This window comes from Streptomyces echinatus, assembly GCF_014203595.1.
GTDB classification, from domain to species: Bacteria; Actinomycetota; Actinomycetes; order Streptomycetales; family Streptomycetaceae; genus Streptomyces; species Streptomyces echinatus.
Window position 1 is genome coordinate 104531 of sequence record NZ_JACHJK010000013.1, and the last position, 21083, is coordinate 125613.

14 protein-coding genes are annotated in these 21083 nt (G+C 74.2%); 3 read left to right on the forward strand and 11 right to left on the reverse strand.

What is annotated here, in order from left to right; translation table 11 throughout:
• Positions 1 to 99 precede the first annotated feature (99 nt).
• Together FHS34_RS30825 and FHS34_RS30830 are read right to left on the reverse strand one after the other, a co-directional pair.
• On the reverse strand, positions 100 to 1731 hold the full coding sequence (locus FHS34_RS30825; protein WP_184971508.1) for an AMP-binding protein: 1632 nt from the start codon (positions 1729 to 1731) through the stop codon (positions 100 to 102).
• Positions 1728 to 3401: an AMP-binding protein gene (locus FHS34_RS30830; protein ID WP_184971510.1), complete on the reverse strand. Its 1674-nt coding sequence runs from the start codon at positions 3399 to 3401 to the stop codon at positions 1728 to 1730. The genes FHS34_RS30825 and FHS34_RS30830 overlap by 4 nt, the downstream gene beginning before the upstream one ends.
• 114 nt (positions 3402 to 3515) lie before the next feature.
• Here FHS34_RS30830 and FHS34_RS30835 point away from each other — a divergent pair, with 114 nt between their 5' ends.
• From FHS34_RS30835 to FHS34_RS30845, 3 genes are all read left to right on the forward strand, one after another.
• Positions 3516 to 4346: a helix-turn-helix transcriptional regulator gene (locus FHS34_RS30835; protein ID WP_184971512.1), complete on the forward strand. Its 831-nt coding sequence runs from the start codon at positions 3516 to 3518 to the stop codon at positions 4344 to 4346.
• Between the two features lie 153 nt (positions 4347 to 4499).
• Positions 4500 to 7430, forward strand: coding sequence for a helix-turn-helix transcriptional regulator (locus tag FHS34_RS30840; RefSeq protein WP_184971514.1), 2931 nt, complete (start codon positions 4500 to 4502; stop codon positions 7428 to 7430).
• A gap of 205 nt (positions 7431 to 7635) precedes the next feature.
• Positions 7636 to 8427 (forward strand): S1 family peptidase, encoded by a 792-nt coding sequence (locus FHS34_RS30845; protein WP_184971517.1) that lies wholly within the window; start codon positions 7636 to 7638, stop codon positions 8425 to 8427.
• Positions 8428 to 8552: 125 nt separating this feature from the next.
• Here the strand turns inward: FHS34_RS30845 and FHS34_RS30850 are convergent, their stop codons facing one another.
• From FHS34_RS30850 to FHS34_RS30890, 9 genes are all read right to left on the reverse strand, one after another.
• Entirely contained in the window at positions 8553 to 9701 is a 1149-nt protein-coding gene (locus tag FHS34_RS30850) for a winged helix DNA-binding domain-containing protein (protein WP_184971519.1), read from the reverse strand.
• Between the two features lie 113 nt (positions 9702 to 9814).
• On the reverse strand, positions 9815 to 10213 hold the full coding sequence (locus tag FHS34_RS30855; protein WP_184971520.1) for a hypothetical protein: 399 nt from the start codon (positions 10211 to 10213) through the stop codon (positions 9815 to 9817).
• 4 nt (positions 10214 to 10217) lie between these two features.
• Positions 10218 to 11570 carry an AbeC-like domain-containing protein gene (locus tag FHS34_RS30860; RefSeq protein WP_221509697.1) on the reverse strand — a complete coding sequence of 451 codons (1353 nt, stop codon included), beginning with the start codon at positions 11568 to 11570 and terminating at the stop codon, positions 10218 to 10220.
• A gap of 364 nt (positions 11571 to 11934) precedes the next feature.
• Positions 11935 to 13251 carry an ABC transporter substrate-binding protein gene (locus FHS34_RS30865; RefSeq protein WP_184971522.1) on the reverse strand — a complete coding sequence of 439 codons (1317 nt, stop codon included), beginning with the start codon at positions 13249 to 13251 and terminating at the stop codon, positions 11935 to 11937.
• Positions 13248 to 14327: a GlnX family signal transduction membrane protein gene (locus FHS34_RS30870; protein WP_225817684.1), complete on the reverse strand. Its 1080-nt coding sequence runs from the start codon at positions 14325 to 14327 to the stop codon at positions 13248 to 13250. Before FHS34_RS30870 ends, FHS34_RS30865 begins: the two co-directional genes overlap by 4 nt.
• Positions 14324 to 15934 carry a vWA domain-containing protein gene (locus FHS34_RS30875; RefSeq protein ID WP_184971524.1) on the reverse strand — a complete coding sequence of 537 codons (1611 nt, stop codon included), beginning with the start codon at positions 15932 to 15934 and terminating at the stop codon, positions 14324 to 14326. The genes FHS34_RS30870 and FHS34_RS30875 overlap by 4 nt, the downstream gene beginning before the upstream one ends.
• Positions 15935 to 15965: 31 nt before the next feature.
• The gene (locus FHS34_RS30880) at positions 15966 to 18215 is read right to left on the reverse strand and encodes a serine/threonine-protein kinase (RefSeq protein ID WP_184971526.1); all 2250 of its coding nucleotides are present in this window, start codon (positions 18213 to 18215) and stop codon (positions 15966 to 15968) included.
• Entirely contained in the window at positions 18212 to 19900 is a 1689-nt protein-coding gene (locus FHS34_RS43540; RefSeq protein ID WP_184971528.1) for a trypsin-like peptidase domain-containing protein, read from the reverse strand. The genes FHS34_RS30880 and FHS34_RS43540 overlap by 4 nt, the downstream gene beginning before the upstream one ends.
• A gap of 393 nt (positions 19901 to 20293) precedes the next feature.
• The gene (locus tag FHS34_RS30890) at positions 20294 to 20938 is read right to left on the reverse strand and encodes a phosphoribosyltransferase (RefSeq protein WP_184971530.1); all 645 of its coding nucleotides are present in this window, start codon (positions 20936 to 20938) and stop codon (positions 20294 to 20296) included.
• Between the last annotated feature and the right edge of the window lie 145 nt (positions 20939 to 21083).

Consider the following 21083-nt stretch of genomic DNA (forward strand, 5'->3'; position numbering starts at 1 on the left):
TACACCCGGATCGTCCTCGCCCGGGGCTACGATCTGCAGCTCCATGTCTGCCCGGTCTCCGCGGACCACCCGCACCTCGAACTGGTCCAGTGACGACGGTCAGCGCCCGGGCGGTGCCTCCGGGCTGCCGTACCGCTGCCGCAGCTCCACCTTGCGCACCTTCCCCGAGACGGTCATCGGGAAGGACTCCAGGAGCCGGAGGCGGCTGGGCACCTTGTAGTGGGCCAGCCGTCCGTCGCAGTAGGCGCGCAGCTCCTCCAGGGTGAGCGGGTCGGCCGGGTCGCGCGGGACGACGCAGGCGAGGACCTCCTCGCCGTAGCGCTCGTGGGGCACGCCGACGACCTGGACGTCCGCGATCTTCGGATGGGTGTAGAGGAACTCCTCGACCTCGCGCGGGTAGATGTTCTCGCCGCCCCGGATGATCATGTCCTTGATGCGGCCGACGATCTCGACGTAGCCGTCCTCGCGCATCACCGCGAGGTCCCCGGTGTGCATCCAGCGGCCCGCGTCGATCGCCTCGGCCGTCTTCTCCGGCTCGTTCCAGTAGCCGAGCATCACGCTGTACCCGCGCGTGCACAGCTCGCCCGCGTCACCGCGGGCCCGGGTGACGCCGGTGGCCGGGTCGACCACCTTGACCTCGATGTGCGGCAGCACGCGGCCGACCGTGCCCGTGCGGTGCTCCAGGTCGTCGTCGATGCGCGTCTGGAGCGACACCGGTGAGGTCTCCGTCATGCCGTAGCAGATGGAGACCTCCTCCATGTGCATCTCGGCGACCACCCGCTTCATCACCTCCACCGGGCAGGGCGAGCCCGCCATGATGCCGGTGCGCAGGGTGGAGAGGTCGTAGGAGGCGAAGTCCGGGAGGTTCAGCTCGGCGATGAACATCGTCGGGACGCCGTACAGGGAGGTGCAGCGTTCCCGTTGCACCGCCTCCAGGGTGGCCCTCGGCTCGAAGGACGGGGCCGGGACGACCATGCAGGCGCCGTGCGAGGTGGCCGCCAGGTTGCCCATCACCATGCCGAAGCAGTGGTAGAAGGGCACCGGCAGGCAGATCCGGTCCTGCTCGGTGTAGGAGATCAGCTCTCCCACGAAATAGCCGTTGTTGAGGATGTTGTGGTGGGAGAGGGTGGCGCCCTTGGGGAAGCCGGTGGTGCCCGAGGTGTACTGGATGTTGATGGGGTCGTCGCAGGACAACGACGCCTCACGGGCCCGCAGTTCGTCCCGCGGGGTGTCCGCACCGCGCGCGGTGAACGCCGCCCACCCCGGATCCCCGATGTAGACGGTCTCCTTCAGCTCCGGGCAGCTGCCGCGCACCTCCTCGACCATCGCCCGGTAGTCGCTCGACTTGTGGCCGAGGGAGGCGAACAGCAGGGAGATGCCCGCCTGGTTGAGGACGAACTCCACCTCGTGGGTGCGGTAGGCCGGATTGATGTTGACCATGACGGCGCCGACGCGGGCGGTGGCGTACTGCACGAGCACCCACTCGGCGCAGTTGACCGCCCAGATGCCCACCCGGTCGCCCTGGGCCACGCCGCTCGCGAGCAGCGCGCACGCCAGCCGGTCGACGTCGGCGGCGAACTCCGCGTACGTCCAGCGTCGTCCGGACGGCACGTCGACGAGCGCCTCACGGTCCGGCCAGGCCGCGACGGCCCGGTCCAGGTTGGCGCCGATGGTGTCCCCGAGGAGCGCGGTGGCTCCCGTCCCGTGGCTGTACGACGGCTGTGCGGTCACCGGAAGTCCTCCTCGCGGTACTCGTTCCGCGAGCCGGCGGCCGTGGCCTCGCGCAGCTCGATGCGGCGGATCTTGCCGGACACGGTCTTGGGCAGGGCGCCGAACTCCAGCCGGCGGATGCGCTTGTAGGGGGCGAGTGTCTCGCGGGAGTGCTCGAAGATGGCCTTCGCGGTGCCGGGGCCGGGCTCCCAGCCCTCGGCGAGGACGACGTAGGCCTTGGGCACGGCGAGCCGCAGCTCGTCCGGGGCGGGCACGACGGCGGCCTCGGCCACCGCCTCGTGCTCCAGCAGCACGCTCTCCAGCTCGAACGGGCTCACCTTGTAGTCGGAGGCCTTGAACACATCGTCACTTCGGCCGATATAGGTCAGATAGCCCTCTTCGTCCCTGGTCGCGATGTCCCCCGTGCGGTAGTAGCCGCCGGCCATGGCCTCCGCCGTACGGTCGGGGTCGCCGTGATAGCCGGTCATCAGGCCGACCGGGCGTTCGGCGAGGTCGAGGGCGATCTCGCCCTCGGTGACGCCGGGCGCGCCGGACACCGGGTCCAGGAGTTCCACCCGGAATCCGGGGCTGGGGCGGCCCATGGAGCCGGTCTTCAGCGGCTGACCGGGGCTGTTGGAGACCTGCACGGCGGTCTCGGTCTGGCCGAAGCCGTCCCGGACGGTCCTGCCCCAGGCCCGCCGGACCTGCTCGATGACCTCGGGGTTGAGCGGCTCGCCGGCGGCCACGACCTCGCGGGGCGGGGACTGGAGCCGGGTGAGGTCGGCCTGGATGAGCATCCGCCACACGGTCGGCGGCGCGCAGAAGGTGGTGACCCCGGCCCGGTCCATCTCGGCCATCAGCCGGGACGCGTCGAAGCGGGTGTAGTTGAACAGGAAGACGGTCGCCCCCGCGTTCCACGGGGCGAACAGGTTGGACCAGGCGTGCTTGGCCCAGCCGGGCGAGGAGATGTTCAGGTGCACGTCGCCCGGCCTGAGGCCGATCCAGTACATGGTGGCCAGATGGCCGATCGGGTACGAGGTGTGGGTGTGCTCGACCAGCTTGGGGCGGGCGGTCGTCCCCGAGGTGAAGTAGAGCATCAGCGGGTCGTCGGCCAGGGTCGGGCCGTCCGGGACGAAGTCGGCGGGCGCCGCGTAGGCGTCCTCGTACGGCTCCCAGCCCTCCTCCGGCAGGCCGCCGACGGAGATCCGGGTGTAGGCGCCGGGCACGTCGGCGAACTTGGCGGTGTCCTCCGCGCGGGCGATCACATGCTTCACCCGGCCCCGGTCCACCCGGTCGCGCAGGTCCGCCGGGCCGAGCAGCGGGGTGGCCGGGATGACCACCGCGCGCAGCTTCATCGCGGCCAGCGCGGTCTCCCAGAGCTCGGCCTGGTTGCCGAGCATGACCAGGACGCGGTCCTCGGCGGCGACCCCGCGGTCGCGCAGCCACCGGGCGACCCGGTTGGAGCGTTCGGACAGCTCCGCGAAGGACAGCCGGGTCTCGGCGCCGTCCTCCTCGACGATGTGCAGCGCCGTACGGTCGTTGCCGTCGGCGATCACGTCGAACCAGTCCAGCGCCCAGTTGAAGTGCTCGGGCCGGGGCCAGCGGAAGCCCTCGTAGGCGGTGGCATAGTCCTCGCGGTGGTCCAGCAGGAAGTCCCGGGCGTTCCTGAAGGCATCCGTCGCCGTCGTCATCAGCGTCCTCCCATGTTCCCGGCCATTGCCGGGCGGCTCTCTGGCATCGTCTAATCCGTGATGCAGGTCTCACTACCCCCGAACGGGGGTGTGGACGACCGAAGGGACGAGCGGGTGACGGCAGACGCGGTGGGGGCGGTGGAGATCGGGGGTGCGCTGGCCCGGCTGCGGCGCGCGACGGGGCTGCCCGTCGCCTTCGGCGGCCTGGTGGAGTCCGGCCGGCCGCAGATCCGCATCAGTGAGCTGAGCGGCACGACCACGGCCGCGCTGCGCTCGCTCGCGGTGACCTCCGGCAACGGGCTCGGCGGCAAGGCGGTGGCACTGGCCCGGCCGTGCGCGGTGCCGGACTACTCGCGTTCGCGGCGGATCAGCCACGAGTACGACGTGCCGGTGGCCGCCGAGGGCATCCACGCGGTGCTCGCGGTGCCGGTCGTGGTCCGGCGCCGGGTGCGCGGGGTGCTGTACGGCGCGCTGCGTTCGGCCCAGCCGTTCGGCGACCGCACGCTGGACGCGGCGATGGCGGTGGCACGGGACGTGGAGCAGGCGCTGGTGGTGCGGGACGAGGCGCGGGGGCTGCTGGCGGCGGCCCGCCCGGAGCCGGCCCCCGCCGGCCGGGGTGCCGCCTGGGAACAGGTGCGCGAGGCGCACGCGGCGCTGCGGGCACTGGCGCCCCGGATAGGTGATCCGGAAGTGCGGGCCGAACTGCTGGCGGCGTGCGGGCTGCTGACCGCGCCGCCACGAGCCGGGGGCGTGACCCTGGCGCCACGCGAGCTCGACGTGTTGTCCTGGGTGGCGGCGGGTGCCACCAACGCGGCGGTGGCCGAGCGGCTGGGCATCGGCGCGGAGACGGTCAAGGGATACCTGCGTTCGGCGATGCGGAAGCTGGGCGCGCACACACGAGGGGAGGCGGTGACCGCGGCCCGCGGGGCGGGACTGCTGCCGTAGCCAGGCGGCGGTGAGGAAACCTTCCCATTCATCCGGTGTCGCTTTGAATTTCCCTCTGCTTGACCGTTTGTTATTTCCCTCACCACGGCTTCCGTCCGAATTTCAAGGATCGTTGCCTAGAATTTGGTCCGGACACGACACACGAGGGGAGCGGTGACCGTGCGACGGGACTTCCAGGAGCCTGCCAGGTGCCGCCCCGACCTGGTCATCGGCCGCGAGGAGCTGTTCGCCGGCGCCCGTGAGCAACTCGCCTCCGGGGGCAGTGTGCTGCTCCACGGACCCGCCGGAATAGGGAAATCCACCGTCCTGCGGGCATTGGCCGAGGAATACGGCGCCACCGCGCGTACCGTGTTGCGCTGCTCGGCGACCGAGTCCGAATCCCACCTGCCGTTCCTCGCCCTCGCCGACCTCCTCGGCCTGGTCCTCGACGACGTCTCCGCGCACCTGCCCGCCGCCCAGCGCACCGCCCTGGAGTCGGCGCTCACCGGCCGCGGCGAGTCCAGCCTCCAGCGCGACGGCCTGGCCCTGCGCCTGGCGGTGCTCTCCGCGCTGCGCGCGCTCGCCGCCCACGGCCCGGTCCTCGTCGTCGCCGACGACCTGCAGTGGCTGGACCCGGCCAGCGCCGAACTCCTCGGCTTCGCCGCCCGGCGCCTGGAGGGCACCCCCGTCCAACTGCTGTGCGCGGTCCGCACGGAGGGGCAGGAGAGCCAGGAGTACGACCGCCACCTGCGCGCCTGCCCGCCGGGCACCCTCGCGGTCCGGCTGGGCCCGCTCTCCCGCGCCCAGGTCGCCGAGCTGCTCGACCACCGCGGCCACGGCGGCCTGCCCCGCTCCACGGTCCGCGAGATCCACCGCACCAGCGCCGGCAACCCGCTGTTCGCCCTGGAACTCGGCCGCGCCCTCGCCGACAGCCCCACCCCGCCCCGGCCGGGCGAACCGCTGCCGGTGCCGACCTCGCTGCGCGCCCTGGTCCTCAGCCGCCTGGACATGCTCTCGGTGGAGGCCCGCCGCACCCTGCTGGTGGCCAGCGCCGGCGCCCGCCCCACCCCGGCGCTGCTGCACGCGGCCGGCCGGGACAACGCCGAGGCCGAGTGCGCACAGGCCGCCGAACTCGGTCTGCTGGCCACCGAGCCCGACGCCCCGGCCGTACGGTTCGCGCACCCGCTGATCTCGGCCGCGCTGTACGCGGAGGCGCCCGCGCACGAACGGCGGGCCGCGCACGCGGCGCTGTCCACCGCCGCCTCCGACCCGATCGAACGGGCCCGGCACCTGGCTCTGGCCACCACCGGCACCGATCCGGAGGTCGCCGCCCGGCTCGCCGGGGCCGCGGCCCTCGCCCGGGACCGCGGGGCCCCGTCGGTCGCCGCCCAGCTGGGGCTGCTCGCCGCCCGGCACACCCCCGCCGACGACAACCCGGGCCGGCAGGAGCGCCGGCTGACCGCCGCCGAGGACGCGATCACCGCCGGCGAGGTCGATCTGGCCCGGGACATCGCCCGCGAGGTGCTGACCCTGGCGACCGTGCCCGCCGACCGGGTGCGGGCCTGGATCATCGTCATCGACACCGCCGGCCACACCATGGCCGAGGTCGACGCCGTCTTCCCGCAGGCCCTCGCCGACGCCGGCGACGACCCCCGGCTGCTGGCCCTGGTCCACTACCAGCTGGCCTGGCGGGCGCTGATCGTGGAGGGCGACTTCACCGAGGCCCGGGCGGCCGCCGCGCACGCCGCCGAACTGGCCGCGCGCGGCACGGACCGCCGCACCGAGCTGCTCGCCCTCGCCTTCCAGGCACAGACCGAGACCCTGATGGGCCATCCGGAGGCGCCCCGCACCATCAAGCGGGCCCTGAGGCAGCCCCAGGACCCCAGGGTGGCCTGGCATCACAACGGCGCGGGCAGCGCCCGGTTCCGCTGGCTGGTCATGGGCGACCAGCTGGCCGAGGCCCGGACCACGGTCACCGCGCTGCTGCGCGAGGTCCGCCGGCGCGGCTCGGTGGAGAGCGAGGTGCACTTCCTGCGCGGCCTCGCCGAGACCGAACTGCGCGCCGGGCACTGCGGGCGCGCCCTCGACCTGGCCCGCGAGAGCCTGCGGCTGGCCCGGGACTCGGGCATCGGCGAGACCGCCTCGGCGATGCTCACCTCGCTAGCGGAGGCCTCCGGCGGCGATGTGGACCGGGCGCTGGCACTCGCCCGGGAGGCGGTGGAGCACGCCGAGGAGGACGGCGACCAGATGTACCTCTCCCGGGCGCTGGGCGCGCTCGGGTACGCACAGCTGGTGGCCGGCGACCCGGCCGGCACCGTGCGCTCGCTGCGCCGGGTGCGCAGCCTGGAGCTGGGGCTCGGCATCACCGACCCGGCCCGGGGCCGCTGGCAGGGCGACCTCGCCGAGGCGCTCGTCCGGATCGGTGAACCCGCCGAGGCGCAGGACGTCATCGACGTCAGCCGGAACCACGCGCTGCGGCTGGGCCGGGAGAGCGTCCTCGCCGTGCTCGACCGGTCCGAGGCCCTGGTGCGCGCCGCCCAGGGGGGCCTGGAGGCCGCCGTGGCCCAGCTGACGTCCGCTCAGGACCGGCTCGGCAAGCTCGGCTACGGCCTGGAGGAGGCGCGGGCCGCGTTCGCGCTGGCCCGGCTGCGGTGCGGGCACACCGCCGAAGGGGCCCGGCCCTGGCGGGAGGCCGAGCGCGCGGAGGTCCGCAGGGCCGAGCACGGCCGGGTTCCCGCCACGGAGCCGGTCACCCCCGGGGCCCGGGCGAGCGCGGCCTCGGCGGCCGTCGACGAGGCCACCCGGCTGTTCCGCCGCTGCCGGGCGCTGCCCTGGCTGCGCCAGGTGGACGACGTCCTCACCGCCCCCGAACCGGAACCGGCGCCTGCCGCGCCGGCGGCACTGGACGCCCTGGAATCGCTCGCCGCGATGGAGCGTCAGGTCGCCGCGCTGGTCATGGAGGGTGCCACCAACCGGGAGATAGCGGCCCGGCTGTTCATCAGCGTGAAGACGGTGGAGGCGACCCTGACCCGGGTCTACCGCAAGCTGGGGATCCGATCGCGGGTGGACATCGTCCGATTGGCGGCAGGTCGGCGGGCACACTGAGCGCCGCTCTTGTTAACTGAGCCGGACCGAGGGTTTTCCCTCACCCAACCCCCTAGGGGGTTCCCTCATTGGGAGCCGAGGGTCCGGGTCCTAGCGTAAAGGGCGTGCCGCTCGCCCGGGCACACGGGGGTCGGTCCCGCGACCCCCGTGCCACACCCCCACACCCGCGCGACCCCCACCGGTGCAACCTCCACTGAGGAGACTCATGTTCGGGCCCAGACGTGCCAGAAAGACCGCCGCGACCCTGGTGGCCACCGCCGCCGCCGCGGCGACCGCGCTGCTCGCCTCCCCCACGGCGAGTGCCGCCCCGCAGCCCATCGTCGGCGGTACGACCACCACGACGACCGCGTACCCGTTCATGATGCAGATCACGGACGCGTCCCAGAACCAGTTCTGCGGCGGCACCCTGGTGGCGCCCAAGAAGGTGGTGACGGCCGCCCACTGCATGGTCGGGGAGAGCACGAGCAGCGTCCGCGTGGTCGGTGGCCGGACGTACCTGAACGGCACCAACGGCACGGTGAGCCGGGTCAGCAAGATCTGGATCAACCCGGAGTACACGGACGCCACGAACGGCGACGACGTGGCCGTGCTGACGCTGTCGACCTCGATGCCGTACACCACGGCGAAGTACGTCTCCTCCTCCCAGACGGGCGTCTACGCGGCCGGCAGCACGGCCCGGATCCTCGGCTGGGGCACCACCTCGGAGAACGGCGGCTCCTCCAACCAGCTGCGGACCGCGACCGTCCCGGTCGTGTCCGACTCCAGCTGCCGCTCCTCCTACGGTTCGGACTTCGTCCAGTCCGACATGGTTTGCGCCGGATACACGTCCGGTGGCGTTGACACCTGCCAGGGCGACAGCGGCGGTCCCCTGCTCATCGGGGGCGTCCTGGCAGGGATCACTTCCTGGGGCGAGGGGTGCGCGGAGGCCGGTTACCCGGGTGTCTACACCCGGCTGACCACCTTCTCGGACCTGGTGACCACACAGGTCAACTCGTGACCCGGAAGATTTCCCGAGTACCCCTCGGGTGACGACCAGGGGGCGTTGCGGGCCACCACGAGCGGCCCGCAACGCCCCCGATCCAGTGTCCGCGCACCCCTTCCGGGCTCCGGCCTTTCACACGGTCACCGCGGCACGACCTCCCCGAACCGGATGTCGTACGACGCCCCCGGGTACAGCACGCGCAGCATCCGCTCCCCCTCCGCCGTCACCTCCTCGCGCCGGGCCCTCGTCAGCTCGCCGAACGGTTCGACGACCAGGGCGTCGGCGTCGAGTTTCCACAGCCCCGCCAGGAAGCCGTCGACCAGGAGGGTGCGGTACGCCTGGTTGCCCCGCCAGTTGCGGCCGTGGAGTGCGGGCGGTATCACGCGGGAACGGTCCGCGTGGGAGAGCAGCAGGTTGTCGAACTCGGGCAGGAAGCGGGGCGGGGCCGGGGTGTCCGGGTCGGGGCGCGGGGCGTCGGGGAGGTCGAAGAGTTCCACGCCCGCGGGGTCGCGGAAGGTCACCAGCCGCGGACGCAGCCGTTCGAACGCGGCCCGCAGACGGGTGAGGCCGGCCCAGGTCTGCATGTCCCGCACGGAGGCGGGGCCGAAGGCGGCCAGATAGCGCAGCACCACGGACTCGGGCTCCGGGGCCGGTTCGGCCGGCCGGCCCAGCCAGTGCTCGGCGGTGGTCAGCGCGGCCTGGCCGCTCTCCTCCCACAGGCCGCGCGGGGTCACCTGGACGAGCGGCAGCGTGCAGCGGGCGGCGACCGCGAGGGCCCGCGGGTCGGCGTCCGGCCACTCGGCCCCCAGCGCCTCGCGCAGCTGGGCCGGGGTGCGCGGCGCGGCCTCGACCAGTTCGCGGGCGACGGCCGCGAGCCGGTCCAGGTCGACGCCGGTCAGCCCCGTGCGGAAGGTGCCCAGTTCGCGGTCGCGGGCCGGCTGGACCAGGGGCGTCAGGGCGAGGCAGTCGTCGGCGGTGTGGGTGTGGATCGTGGAGCGCAGGGTGACGATCCGGGCCACCTCCCTGCGGGTCATGAGCGCGGAGAGCTGCTCCGGCGCGAAACCGTCCAGGCGGGCGGCGAGGGCGTGGTACGGGGGCCGGGTGTTCTGTGCCTGGAGGCCGACGAGGTGGACGACGGCGTCCCGGACGGACCGCGTGGAGCGGTGCAGCAGGAGCTGACGGGCGAGGGTGGCGCGGTTCAGGGCGCGGACGTCCAGGACCGGGGCGGCCGTCGCGCTCGTCGCGTCGCCGGCGGGGGAACTGCTCTGCTGCGCGCTGCTGTTGGTCATGCCCCGCACGCTAACGCCACTTGCGGACAGTGGCTGTCCGCGACTGCGGCCGCGCGTCGCTCGGCCGGCCGGGGCGACCGGGCCCCGGCCGGCGAGGCCGGGCGGTGGGCCGTTCAGAACAAGGCGGTTACGCCCTGCTGGATCGCCGTCACGTCCGCGGCGAGCGCGGCGGTCATGTGGACGCCGGGGGCGAGGAAGCCGAGCCAGCGCAGGAGGACGTTGCGGCGCGGCTCGTCGCGGGAGAGTTCCGTGCGCACCTGCTCGGCGGCTTCGACCAGTCCCGCGCCGTCCTCGTAGCTCTCCTCGTCGCGGCGGAGCTCGTCCAGCAGCAGGTCGACCGCGGTGCGCAGCTCGGCGACGGCCGCCGCGTGCTCGGCCGGCGTCATGGCGGCGGTCACGGTGGCGTGGCCCAGGGCGACCGTGCTCCGCTCGATCCGCACGTCCCGGCCGGCCTGGATACCGCTGATGTGCCGGCCTGGTCCCGGTGCTCCGTGCGGTGGGTGATCGGTCATCGCGTCACTTCTGCTTCAGGGGCTGGGGGTTGTTCCACTGGCCGCCACCTCCGGCACGCACGCTGGAGCCCTTGATGGAGATGTTGCGGCCCGCGAAGAGACCGGAGTTGTAGATGGTGGTCTGGCGCTGGATCAGGTCGCTGGAGTCGATGTCGTGGTCCTCGAGGAACTGCACGAGGGCGTCCAGGACGCGGTGCTCGATCGTCTTGGCGTACAACTCCCGGTCCAGCGACTGGAAGTACCGGTAGTAGAGCCAGTCGCTCGCCTCCTCGCGGAGGCTGAACTCCGCGCCGTAGTCGAAGGAGCGCAGCCGGATCCAACGTTCCTGCCGGGCCTGCTGGTGGCGTCTGATCAGCGGCGCGAAGAGCTCTGCGAGGACCGCGAAGGGGGCGTTGACCAGCAGGATCGGGGTGCGTATGCCCGCCTCGCCGACGATCCGGCACCACTGCCGGAAGGTGGGTGAGTCCAGCAGCCTGTCCACGGTCTGGTACTTCCTCCGCACGGGCGCGAGCAGACAGTTGCTCCCCTCGATGAACGCCGTGTCACCGTCGGAGAGCAGCGCGCACCTCAGGAACAGGGTGCTGACGAGTTCGCCGCTCCACCCGGCGACCCGGATCGCCAGATAGGGGCGTGCCCGGCCCTTGCCGTCCTCGCGCAGTTCGCGAAGGAGCGCGTCCGAGACCTGCGCCCCGGGTGGTCCGGCCATGTTGGGCAGCACCTCGGCGCGCGTGCGGTCGTCGACTCCTGTCAGCAGGTCGGCTCCGTTGACCAGGAGTACGTCGGCGATGCTCATACCGGGCAGCTTGAGCGCCGCGACCCGGGCGGAGAGGTAGGTGTTGAGTTCGTGGACGGTGAACGGGATGACGTGCTTGCCGCTCTCGGGGCGTCCGGTGTTCAGGGCGAACGACCAGGTTCTGTAGATCACGCCGTGCCCGACGAAGGGTTCGTAGCGCGAGGAGATCACGACGTTGCCACGGTCACGCAGTTCGATCGCCTGGAGCCGTGCGGCGTCCTTGGCCGTCGGGGGCCGGGGGGCCTGCCTGGGATCGAAGTTCTCGCGCTTCAGCTGCCGGGCGGCGACATGGTAGTGCGCGGTCACCAGCTCGGCGGCCACGAGCGCCCATCCGGCGAGCAGTCCGAGGATCAGGGAGGCGCCGAAGGTGAGGGGCAGGGTGACCACTATGAGGATCAGCAGGAGGAGCAGCGCGACGTCGCGTCGCCGCTGTCGGTCGTGAGCGGCGACCGCGTGCCGCAGCACGCAGCCGAGGTCCACGCCGGGTGAGGACGCCGCGGCGCGGCGCGGTTCGTGCACGATGCGGGTCACCGCCTTGCGGGCGAGCCCGATGTCGGTGTGCATCGCGGCGCACAGGTACCGCGTGACGTCGAAGGAGAAGCGAGGGGGTGCTCCCGCGCGGGAAGCCGGCTGCGGTATGCCCGGGAGGGGAGCCTGGGCCCGCGCCGGATCGGGCGGGGGCCGGACGGGCCGCGTGGGCGGCGGAGGAGGAACGGGCGGGCGGCCTCGGGATGCGCCGCCCTCTGGATCGACGGACGGGTTCATCGCTACTGCCTAGGGGATGTTCGTTCCATTACGGCGCATGTTCGGTGATGCGCGGTGTGTGATCGGCAGATCGCCCAGGACCTGACCCATTTTACTCCGCTCGCCCCGCTCCCACTCCTCGTCGGCCGGCCGCGAGCCCGCAGGCATCGGGAAGTTGAAGAATCTACGACGTACCGTCGCACACCGACGGCAGCCAGGTCAGGCCACGGGTGGCGCTGAGCGTGTCCAGGGAGCGCAGCAGCGCGTCCAAGTGGTCGGGGTGGGCGAGGAATTCGATCGTCGCCTCGGCGAACGCGTCGCGGACCGCCGGCGGCATGGAGTCGGAGGCGTCGAAGCAGTGCGGCGTCCGCTTGTCGCGGAGGGCGAGCGCGAGTGAACGGTGCCAGGCCGCGGCGCCTCCGGAGGCGGGTTCGACGCCGGCATGCACGGAGAAGCCGGACTCCTCGGCGGTCCAGGCGCGTTGGGCGTCGGCGGAGGCGAGGTGCCCGATCAGCTTCTTCGCCTGCGGGGTGTCGTGGAGCAGGGCGACCAGGTCGCCGGAGACCTCCCAGGCGCGGGGGGCGGGGGCACCGAAGATCAGCTGGGCGGAGGGCACGTAGCGGCCGTCGGCGTGCTGCCAGGCGGGCTGGTTGCGGATGAACGACGCCTGGTGCTCCAGCATGCAGCCCCGCGGGGTCGCGGCGACCGGCTCCGACGCCGACCGGTACGGCGTCTTCAGGGCCCGCCGCACCAGTTCCGGGTCGCCGCCGGCGCCGACCAGGTCGCGCCAGACGGTCCACGCCTCCTTCACCTGCTTCGACCGCCAGGACAGATCGCCGCGCACCCACCGCTCGTAGACGTCCGGGCCGTACCGCTGGAGCAGGATGTCCTCGATCCAGTCGGTGCCCGGCCAGCCGCTGGTGGCGCCGGAGCCCATGCCGAGGCACCACCGGTCGGGCCGGTGCACCGCCTGGCCGAGCTGCCGTCCGCCCACGTCGGCCGGGTACCAGACGATGCTCTTCAGATCGGCCTTGAGCGGGAACCAGTACACGTGCCCGTCCGCGAGCGGTGTGGCCCAGGAGGTGCCGAAATCCTCTCGGCGCACCAGTTGGTCGAGGGCGACGAGGTGTTTCTGGCGGGCGTACTCGGCGAGTTCGCCGGGGCCGGTGAGCACCACCACGTCGGGCGGTGTACCGGCCTCGACGTCCGCGCCGAGGACCTGGCTCTCGGCGTTGCTGCCCTGGTAGTCGACGTGGATGTGGTACTTCCGCTCGAACGGCTCGATGACCGCCCTGCGGAAGTGCTGCTCGTCCTCGCCGGTCCAGTTGGCCAGCAGGGTGACGGTCGGCTCCTGCCCGAGGGCGCGTACGCCCACCACGACGGCCGCCGCCAGGAGGGCCAGGCAGCTCGCGACCACGGTGACGGTGCGGGCCAGGCGGCGGGCGGGGCGGGACCGGGTGCCGGGGACGGCCGTCGGGGGGCCGCCGGGGTGCGCGCTCACCGGGGCCTGAACCGGTAGTCGTCGATGTGCCGCCGCAGGCCCGTCTCGGCCAGTGCCATGAGCAGGACGCCTCCTATCAGGATCCACACCGCCGCCGCCGCGCGGAAGCCGGTGTCGGCCAGGTACGAGGCGGTGCGCCGCCCCGCGTCGGGGATCTGCCGCCCGGGCAGCGGGCGGTCGAGCAGCGTACGGGTGTCCGCCATCCCCTGGTGGGTCCACACGGTGAACAGCACGGCGATGCCGACGCCGGCGAGCGACACGACCGTGGCGGCCAGGAGCTGGCGGTTGTAGCGGCGCCGGAAGCGGTGGCGCAGGAAGCGCTGGGTCTCCAGGAGCGCCGCGGTGAGGGCGAGAGTGAGCAGCAGGGTCGCGCTCCAGGCGGACCACAGCAGCGGGCCGAACGAGGTCTGCCGGTTCACCGCGGCTCGCTGCTGGCGCTGCAGGGCCGTCAGGCGGGCCTGTATCCCGGAGCCCTTCTCCGTCAGGATGCTGGTGGCGTAGCTGAGGTAGGCCTCGCGCAGCACGCTTCCGTCGGGCTGGAGCTGGGACTGCTGGACCTTGACGGAGTAGACGGTGATCAGCCCGGCGACCGTCTGCAGGGCCTGGCGGCCCGCCGGTCCGCCGATGTCGTCGTCGGCGGCGGCGGCCGCGAGACTCTGCGCGGCGACGGAGATCTGCTTCTGGAAGTCGCTGGTCGGGGCCGGCGCGCCGGCGTCCCGCTGGGCCTGGCCGAGCGCGTACAGCGCGGTGTCGAGGGACAGGACGGCCGGGGCGCTGGAGGTGCGCAGCGGGTTCACGTCGTCGTGCACGCCCTGGTAGGACACGAACAGGGACAGCGTGAGCAGGGCCGACAGGGCCAGCAGCAGGCGGTGGCGGACGGCGAGGTCGCGGGCGGTCGTACTGCCGCCCTCCCCCGGACCCGGGCCGGCGCCGGAGAGCCGGTCGAGCAGCACGCCGAGGCGACGGGACCACCGGCCGGGGGCACGCCGGTCCGCGGGACGGCCTCCCGGGCGCGGCACGGAGGCAGGACCGTGGCCCGGGAGCTGTCCGGGGTGCGCGCCGCTGGGGGTGTTCATGCGGACGGCTCCCTCAGCGGCCGACCGCAGTCGCCCCCGCAGTAGAGGGAGTCGGCCGGGCCGAGCCACTTGCAGTCCGGGCACTCGACCAGCCCGTCGGGACGGACGGGGACGGCCGGCCCGGCGGAACCGGGCGGGGCGGACCCGGGTGGGCCGGCGGTTCCGTCCGCGGACGGCCCGAGGGCACCGGCACCGGTCCGGGCGGAGGCCCCCGCCCGGCCCTGGTCCGGTGCCGGCGGTGCGGGCGCGGCCTGGTCCGGCGGGGTCGCCAGGGCGCTGGAGAGGATCAGGTGCTGCCAGTCGACGTCCTTGAGGCCGGAGCGGACCCGTCCGGTGCCCGGAGCGGCCTCGATCCGCCGGAGCGCGCCGAGCAGCTGGGTGTCGGCCAGTTCGGCGGCCAGCGCGAGCGCCCGGGAGAGTGCGAGGTCCGCCGTGTCCCGGCCGTCCGTGCCGCGCAGCCAGGCCCGGTAGGCCTTGGCGACGGCGGCGCTCGCCTGCTGGTACAGCTCGTGCCGGCGGACCCCGGGGTACTGCCGGGAGGCGTCGAGCGGGTTGTCGGTCCAGCGCACCAGGACGGGCTGCGGTGCGGGCAGCCGCACCGGACGCCGTACGTCGGGTACGACGATCTCCACGGCCGCCAGCTGGAGGTCCTCGCCCCTCTCCCGGCCGGTCGGGTCGGCGGTCAGGACGACCTGGAAGTGCCGTACCTCGTCGCCCCAGGCACGGGTGACGTACTCCGCGGCGCGCCCCCCGGGGCCCGCCGGGACGGGCTGCAGCTCCTGCTCGTTCGGCACCACCTGCTTGACCTGCCGGATCACCGTGCCGGGGGTGGGTGTCAGCCTGATCCGCAGCTCGGGCACCGACGTGCCCAGCAGGCCGGTCATCAGCTCCTCGTAGGCGGCGGTGAGTTCCGACTCCACGCGGACGGCCCGGGCCCGGCCGTGCAGCCGCCGGGTGATGTTCAGCAGCAGTTCCGCGTCCCAGTCGTCGCCGATCCCCCAGGCGTCGCAGACGAACTGGCCCGCGCAGGCGTCGAGAACGGTCTCCAGCGGCCGGCGGGAGCGGTCGTCGTGCTCATTGCGTCCGTCGGTCAGCAGCAGGACGTGCTTGACCGGAGCGGGATGGTCCTTGAGCAGCCGCCGGGCGAGTTCGAGCCAGGCGCCGATGGCGGTGCCGCCGTCCGCGTCCAGGATGCGTACGGCCCGCTCGGCGGCCTCGCGCTCGCCGGGCCCGGCGACGGCGAGCACCGGCCGGCCGGGACCCGGGTGGACCACGCCGGCCTCGAACCGCCCGGAGAGCACGGCGAAGGCGGTGCCGTCGGGCAGCATCCGGACCGCCGCGACGGTGGCGTCCTTGGCCGCGTGCAGTTTCGCCGCCGGGTGGAGCATCGAGCGGGAGGTGTCGACGATCAGCACCTCGGCGAGCGCGGGCCCGGTGCCGGGCGCGGGCGCGCCGGCGTGCCCGGCGCCGTCCGGGCCGCGGACCCCGATCTCCAGGATGGCGTGCATCTCCCGGTCGGTGTGCCGCCCGGCCGCGTCCGGCACGGCGGGCAGGTCCTTCTGCTGGCCGACCGCGAGGGTCACCTCGGTCTCCTCGGCCACGGTCATCGCCGCCTCTCCCCCGGGATCGTGGATGTGGTCAGAAGGTGGTCATCGGCCGGACCGCATGGGCCAGGTCGAGCAGCCGGCCGTGCTCCCCGGCGGTGCGGGCCTGCGCGGCCAGCTGCCGGAAGGAGTGCTCAAGACGGGTGCGCAGGCTGTCCTCGTCGCCGGGTCCGAGCAGGTCACCGGCCGGGAAGTCCGGCCCCCAGCCCTGCGGCGGCCGGCTGTGCAGGGCGTTGTCGCGCACCTCGGCGACCAGCCGGGCCCGGGACTCGCCGTCCGCCGCGCCGCCGTCCAGGCGCAGTTCGGGCAGCCGCCGGGCCGCGTCCCGCAGGCCGGCCGGGGTGGGCGGGCCGCCGTGCAGGACACCGGCACGGATGCGTACGGCCGCGACGCGGGCGGCGTCGTGGTGCCGGGAGGTGGCGGGGACCTCGTCGAGGACGTGGACGGCGGCATCCCGGTCGCCGCGGGCCAGGTGGCCGCGGGCCAGGCCGAAGGCGGCGGCGGTGTGCGCGGAGTCCCGTCGCCAGACGGCCTCGTAGTACCGCATGGCCCGGCCCGGGCGGGTGCCGTCGGTGTGTTCGGCGCAGTAGCCGAGGGCCAGTTTGGGCACGTACTCGCCGGGCAGGGCCTGGTGGACGGCGTCGAAGCGGGCGCCGGCCAGGTCCACCTCGCCCTTGCTGAGGTGCAGCACGCCGCGGTGCCAGGCGATGCGCCAGTCGTGGGCGGCGGCGCGTTCGCCGAGCTGGGTCTCGGCCTCGGCGAGCCAGCTCTGCGCCGCCTGCCGCTCGCCCTTCCTGAGGTAGGCGCGGCACAGCCACAGCGCGGTCTCGGGGGTGCCGAGGCGGGACTCGCGGGGCCACTGGCGGGCGACCCGGTCGGGGGCGTCGGGCGGGAAGGAGTCCAGCAGCAGGGCGGCGCCGTCGTCGGGGTCCGGGACCGGCTCGGGCAGGGCGCCGGCCACCTCGGCGGCGGCGGGCGGGGAGACGTCGAGACCGGGGGGCCGCCCGCCCAGGCGGCCGGTCCAGTGGTCCAGGGCGGGGATCGCGCCGAGGCCCGCGTCGAGGCGGGCGCCGGACGGACGGAACCGGGTGGAGGCCTCCGGCAGCTGCTCGCCGAACTGCAGCGAGCGGAACTCCCTCAGCACCTCCCAGAGCTGGCGGGACATCTCGGCGGCCGAGCGGAAGCGGGCCCGGGGTTCGGCGTGGGTGGCACGGGCCACGATGCGGCGGAAGGAGTCGGGGGCGAGGCCGCGGGCGGGTTCGGTGCCGCGGGCCAGGGCCTGGAGGGTCATGCCGACGGTGTAGAGGTCGCTGTCGACGTGCCAGCCGCGCTGCTCGATCTCGTCCTTGGGCGGGGCGAAGCCGGGCGTGTAGACGTAGGCGGAGGTGCGGTCGCCGGCGGCGCGGACGGCGCCGAGGTCGATGACCTTGACGGCCCGGCCGAAGTGGATGACGTTGGACGGCTTCATGTCGCAGTAGAGCAGGCCGCGTTCGTGCATGTACTGCAGGGCGCCGAGGATCTTGCAGCCGTAGGTGAGGACGTGGTCGAGGCGGGGGCGGCCGTGGAAGATCCGTTCGACGTCGTCGGCGTCGAAGAGCTGTTGCAGGGAGCGTCCGCCGATGTAGTCCATGACCAGGTAACCGGCGGCGGCGCGGCCCGGCGCGCGGTGTTCGGCGTAGGTGATGATGCGGACGATGTCGGGGTGGTGCAGGTCGGTGAGGGAGCGGCGCTCCTCCACGGCGGTGCGGCGGGCGAGCGCGTCGTTGACGTTGATCTGGCCCTTGAGGACGACCCGGTGGCCGTCGGCGCGGGTGTCCTCGGCGAGGTGTATCCAGCCGAGGCCGCCGTGGGCGAGGCAGCCGAGCACCTTGTAGTGGTCCGCGACGACCTCGCCGGTGACGAGTTGGGGCATCAGCGAGTAGGGGGTGCCGCAGCGGGGGCAGCGGCCGGTGGCGCGGGCGGGCTGGCCGCCGTAGCCGACGCCGATGGTCATGCTGCAGCCGTCGGCGCCGCAGCGGCGGCCGCCGGTGAGCAGGCGGGGATCCTCGACGAGCACGTCGTCGGGGACGGGGACCTCGGGCAGCACGACCAGTCCGTGCTGGTCGAGTTCGCCGACTCCGGCGACGGCGTGCACGGCCGCCGGGCCGGGGGGCTCCTCGGCGGTGCCGGCCGGGGGCCCGGCCGGCGGTTCGGTGCGCGGCTCGGCGTGCCGGTGGCCGCAGGTGTCGCAGTAGCCGGTGCGCATGATGCGGCCCGCGCAGCCGGGCCGGACGCACGAGGTCATGACGCGCCCTCCTCTTCGTCCGCGGTGCCGGAGCAGAAGCCGACGAACCGCTCGACGGCGGCCTCGGCCCGTTCGATGTCGCAGGGGGTGTGCCGCAGCAGCGACGCGGCTTCCTCGTAGAGCCGGTACGCGGCCATGACCCGGTCGCCCTGTGCGGCGGCCCGTTGCCGGCACAGCGGCCATTCCGCGCCGACCCGGCCGAGGAGTTCCTCGCGGCGGCGCAGCCGGGCGTCGAGCATGCCGATGGCCTCCTCCAGGCGCCGGCGGCGGCGGCCGACGGCGTCCTCGAAGGTGAACAGCGCGTCGGCGCGGCCGGGTGCGCGCTCCTGGTCGGGGGCGTGGGCCAGCCAGGCGCGCAGCATCTGGCTGCGCCGGACCCCGGCTTCGGCCCGGTCGAGCAGGGGCCGGGCGCCGGGGCGGGGCAGCACGCGATCCCGGCGGGCGTCGAGCGCCGGTCCCAGTTCCCCGGTGATCCGGTCGAGTTCGGCGCGCAGCCGGGCCCAGCGGTCGCGCAGCGGCCGGTGTACGAGGGTCTCCGCGGCCCGGGCGGCGCGCTCGCCCGGGTGCCGGAACGCCAGCAGCAGCCGGGCGCCCTGTCCGGCGAGCCGGTCCAGCAGGCCGAGCAGGGCGTCGGGGTCGGCCGCACGGTCGACGGCGACGAGCACGGCGGCGAGCGGGAGGCGCAGGGTGCCGAGCCGTTCGGGCCGGGGGTCGTCGCGGATGCCGAGGCGTTCGGCGATCCGGTCCATGACCTCCGCGGCCGTCAGCCCGTCGACGTCCAGGGCGAGGTCGTGGCCGCCCGCGGGGGGCACGGTCTCGGGCGGGTCGTGGCTGAAGGCGCTGGTGTTGCGGTGGGTGCGCAGCTCGCGGTCGGCGAGGGTGACGGCCCGCTGCAGGGTCCAGGCGCGGTCGCCGCGGGCGGGGACCACGGTGACGAGGACGGGCCAGCCCTCGCCGCGGAACCAGGAGGCGAGTTCGGTGGCGAAGGGGACGTCGAGCCGGCCGGCGGCGGCGCCGGTGCCGGTGCGCAGGCGGGGGTCGACGGCCTCGGCGCCGTCGGTCCAGGCGGCGACCTGGGGCAGGTGGCTGAGGATGGTCTCGGTGGGGCTCATGTAGCTGAAGGCGGAGCCCGGGCCCTCGTCGACGCTGAGGACGATGCCGATGACCTGGTCGGTGGCGTGGTCGACGACACCGCCGCCGCTGAAGCCGGGGGCGGCGAGTTCGCCGGGGGTGGCCGGGCGCAGCTGCACCTGGCTGTCCCGGCCGCGGGCGGCGACCAGCGTGGCGCCGTGCCAGCGGCCGCCGTCGTCGCCGGCCGGGAAGCCGTACATGCTGACGGGGCCGTGCGGGGCGGCCAGCCGGTAGAGCCGGGTGGTGTGTTCGGCGGGCAGCGGTGCGGCCAGGCGCAGCAGGGCGAGGTCGCCGCCGCGGTCGCCGAGGTGCTCGCGCTGGGGCACGTGCTCGTCGGGGCTGACGGTGGCGGCCACGGCGCCCAGGTCGGGAACGGCGACCAGGCGGACGGTGTAGGGGTGGCCCGGGCTGACGACATGGCCTGCGGTGAGCACCCGTTCGGGCGCGAGCAGTACGCCCGCGCCGAGGACCAGCCCGTCCGGCGTCTCGATGCGCGCGATCCAGGCCGGTGTCCGTAACCGCGCCGTTCCGACTCGCTCCCCCGTGCGCGTCATGGTTGTGAGGTTACTCCGAGTACCGGTCCGGTACTACTGGTGTGCACGGGACTGTGACCGACCGAGGGGCCGTGGGCACAGAGGAACCCCGGCACGGGAAGCGACTCGGCGGCCGGCCGGGGTGAGCGGACGGCGGCACTCCGGCCCGAGAGGGAGCCACCGTGAGGGCCCGAGGGGCCGTGCCCGATGACGAGAGACCGGGCATGTCCGGCCGCCGCCTTCGCGTCCGCCGAGCGGTGAGAGGCGCCCCTGGCCGGCAGCCGTGCGGCCTGGCATCCGTGCGGTCCCGGGTCCGTGCCGGACGGTCACCGGCCGGTGTCCGGCGGCTTCCCGTCGGCGGCCGGCCGCTCCGGTCACGGGTGGACCGGCGTCATGTCATGGGCGGTGGTGGCGTCAGGTGTTCCGCAGGGCGGTGACCACCTGGGCGTCGCTGAGCTGCTCGAAGTCGTCGTACCACTGGCCCACCGCGGCGAAGGCGGCCGGGCGGTGCGGGCAGACGACCGTGTCGGCCTCCGTGGCGAGCGAGTCCAGGGAGTCCGGGGCGCCGACCGGTACGGCGAGGACGAGGCGGGCGGGTCCGCGGCGCCGGATGTGGCGCAGGGCGGCGCGGGCGGTGGCGCCGGTGGCCAGGCCGTCGTCGACCACGATCACCGTGCGGCCCTTCAGGTCCGGTGGCGGGCGGTCACCGCGGTAGCGCCGCTCGCGGCGGCGCAGTTCCTCCCGCTCGCGGTCCACGGCCGCGGCGAGGGAGTCCTCGGTGAGGCCGAGGTGGCCGAGGCTGTCGGCGTCGAAGAGCGGCGGATCGTCCGCGGCGAGCGCGCCGACGGCGAACTCCTGGTGGTGCGGGGCGCCGATCTTGCGGACGACGAGCACGTCGAGCGGGGCACCGAGGGCCCTGGCGACGGGCTCGGCGACGGCGACCCCACCGCGGGGCAGGGCGAGGACGAGGAGCGGGCCGGCGAGGTCGCCCCGCTCACGCAGGCCGCTCAGCAGTCCGGCGAGTGCCCGGCCGGCTTCGGCGCGGTCCCGGAAGCGCATGGGTGGTCCTTCCGCCGGGGTGTCCGGGCCCCCTCCCTCCATGGTGCTCTCCCGCACGGCCACTCAGAGGGATTCGAACTGCCGGACTATACACGCGGTGTATAGTCCCCGCATGCCTCCATTGACCGACACGCTCCCGATGCCG

Coding starts and splice junctions, on each gene's coding strand:
- FHS34_RS30830 (WP_184971510.1), bottom strand. CDS start 3,401: ATGACGACGGCGACGGATGCCTTCAGGAACGCCCGGGACTTCCTGCTG.
- FHS34_RS30845 (WP_184971517.1), top strand. CDS start 7,636: ATGTTCGGGCCCAGACGTGCCAGAAAGACCGCCGCGACCCTGGTGGCC.
- FHS34_RS30850 (WP_184971519.1), bottom strand. CDS start 9,701: ATGACCAACAGCAGCGCGCAGCAGAGCAGTTCCCCCGCCGGCGACGCG.
- FHS34_RS30855 (WP_184971520.1), bottom strand. CDS start 10,213: ATGACCGATCACCCACCGCACGGAGCACCGGGACCAGGCCGGCACATC.
- FHS34_RS30860 (WP_221509697.1), bottom strand. CDS start 11,570: ATGCACACCGACATCGGGCTCGCCCGCAAGGCGGTGACCCGCATCGTG.
- FHS34_RS30870 (WP_225817684.1), bottom strand. CDS start 14,327: ATGAACACCCCCAGCGGCGCGCACCCCGGACAGCTCCCGGGCCACGGT.
- FHS34_RS30875 (WP_184971524.1), bottom strand. CDS start 15,934: ATGACCGTGGCCGAGGAGACCGAGGTGACCCTCGCGGTCGGCCAGCAG.
- FHS34_RS30880 (WP_184971526.1), bottom strand. CDS start 18,215: ATGACCTCGTGCGTCCGGCCCGGCTGCGCGGGCCGCATCATGCGCACC.
- FHS34_RS43540 (WP_184971528.1), bottom strand. CDS start 19,900: ATGACGCGCACGGGGGAGCGAGTCGGAACGGCGCGGTTACGGACACCG.
- FHS34_RS30890 (WP_184971530.1), bottom strand. CDS start 20,938: ATGCGCTTCCGGGACCGCGCCGAAGCCGGCCGGGCACTCGCCGGACTG.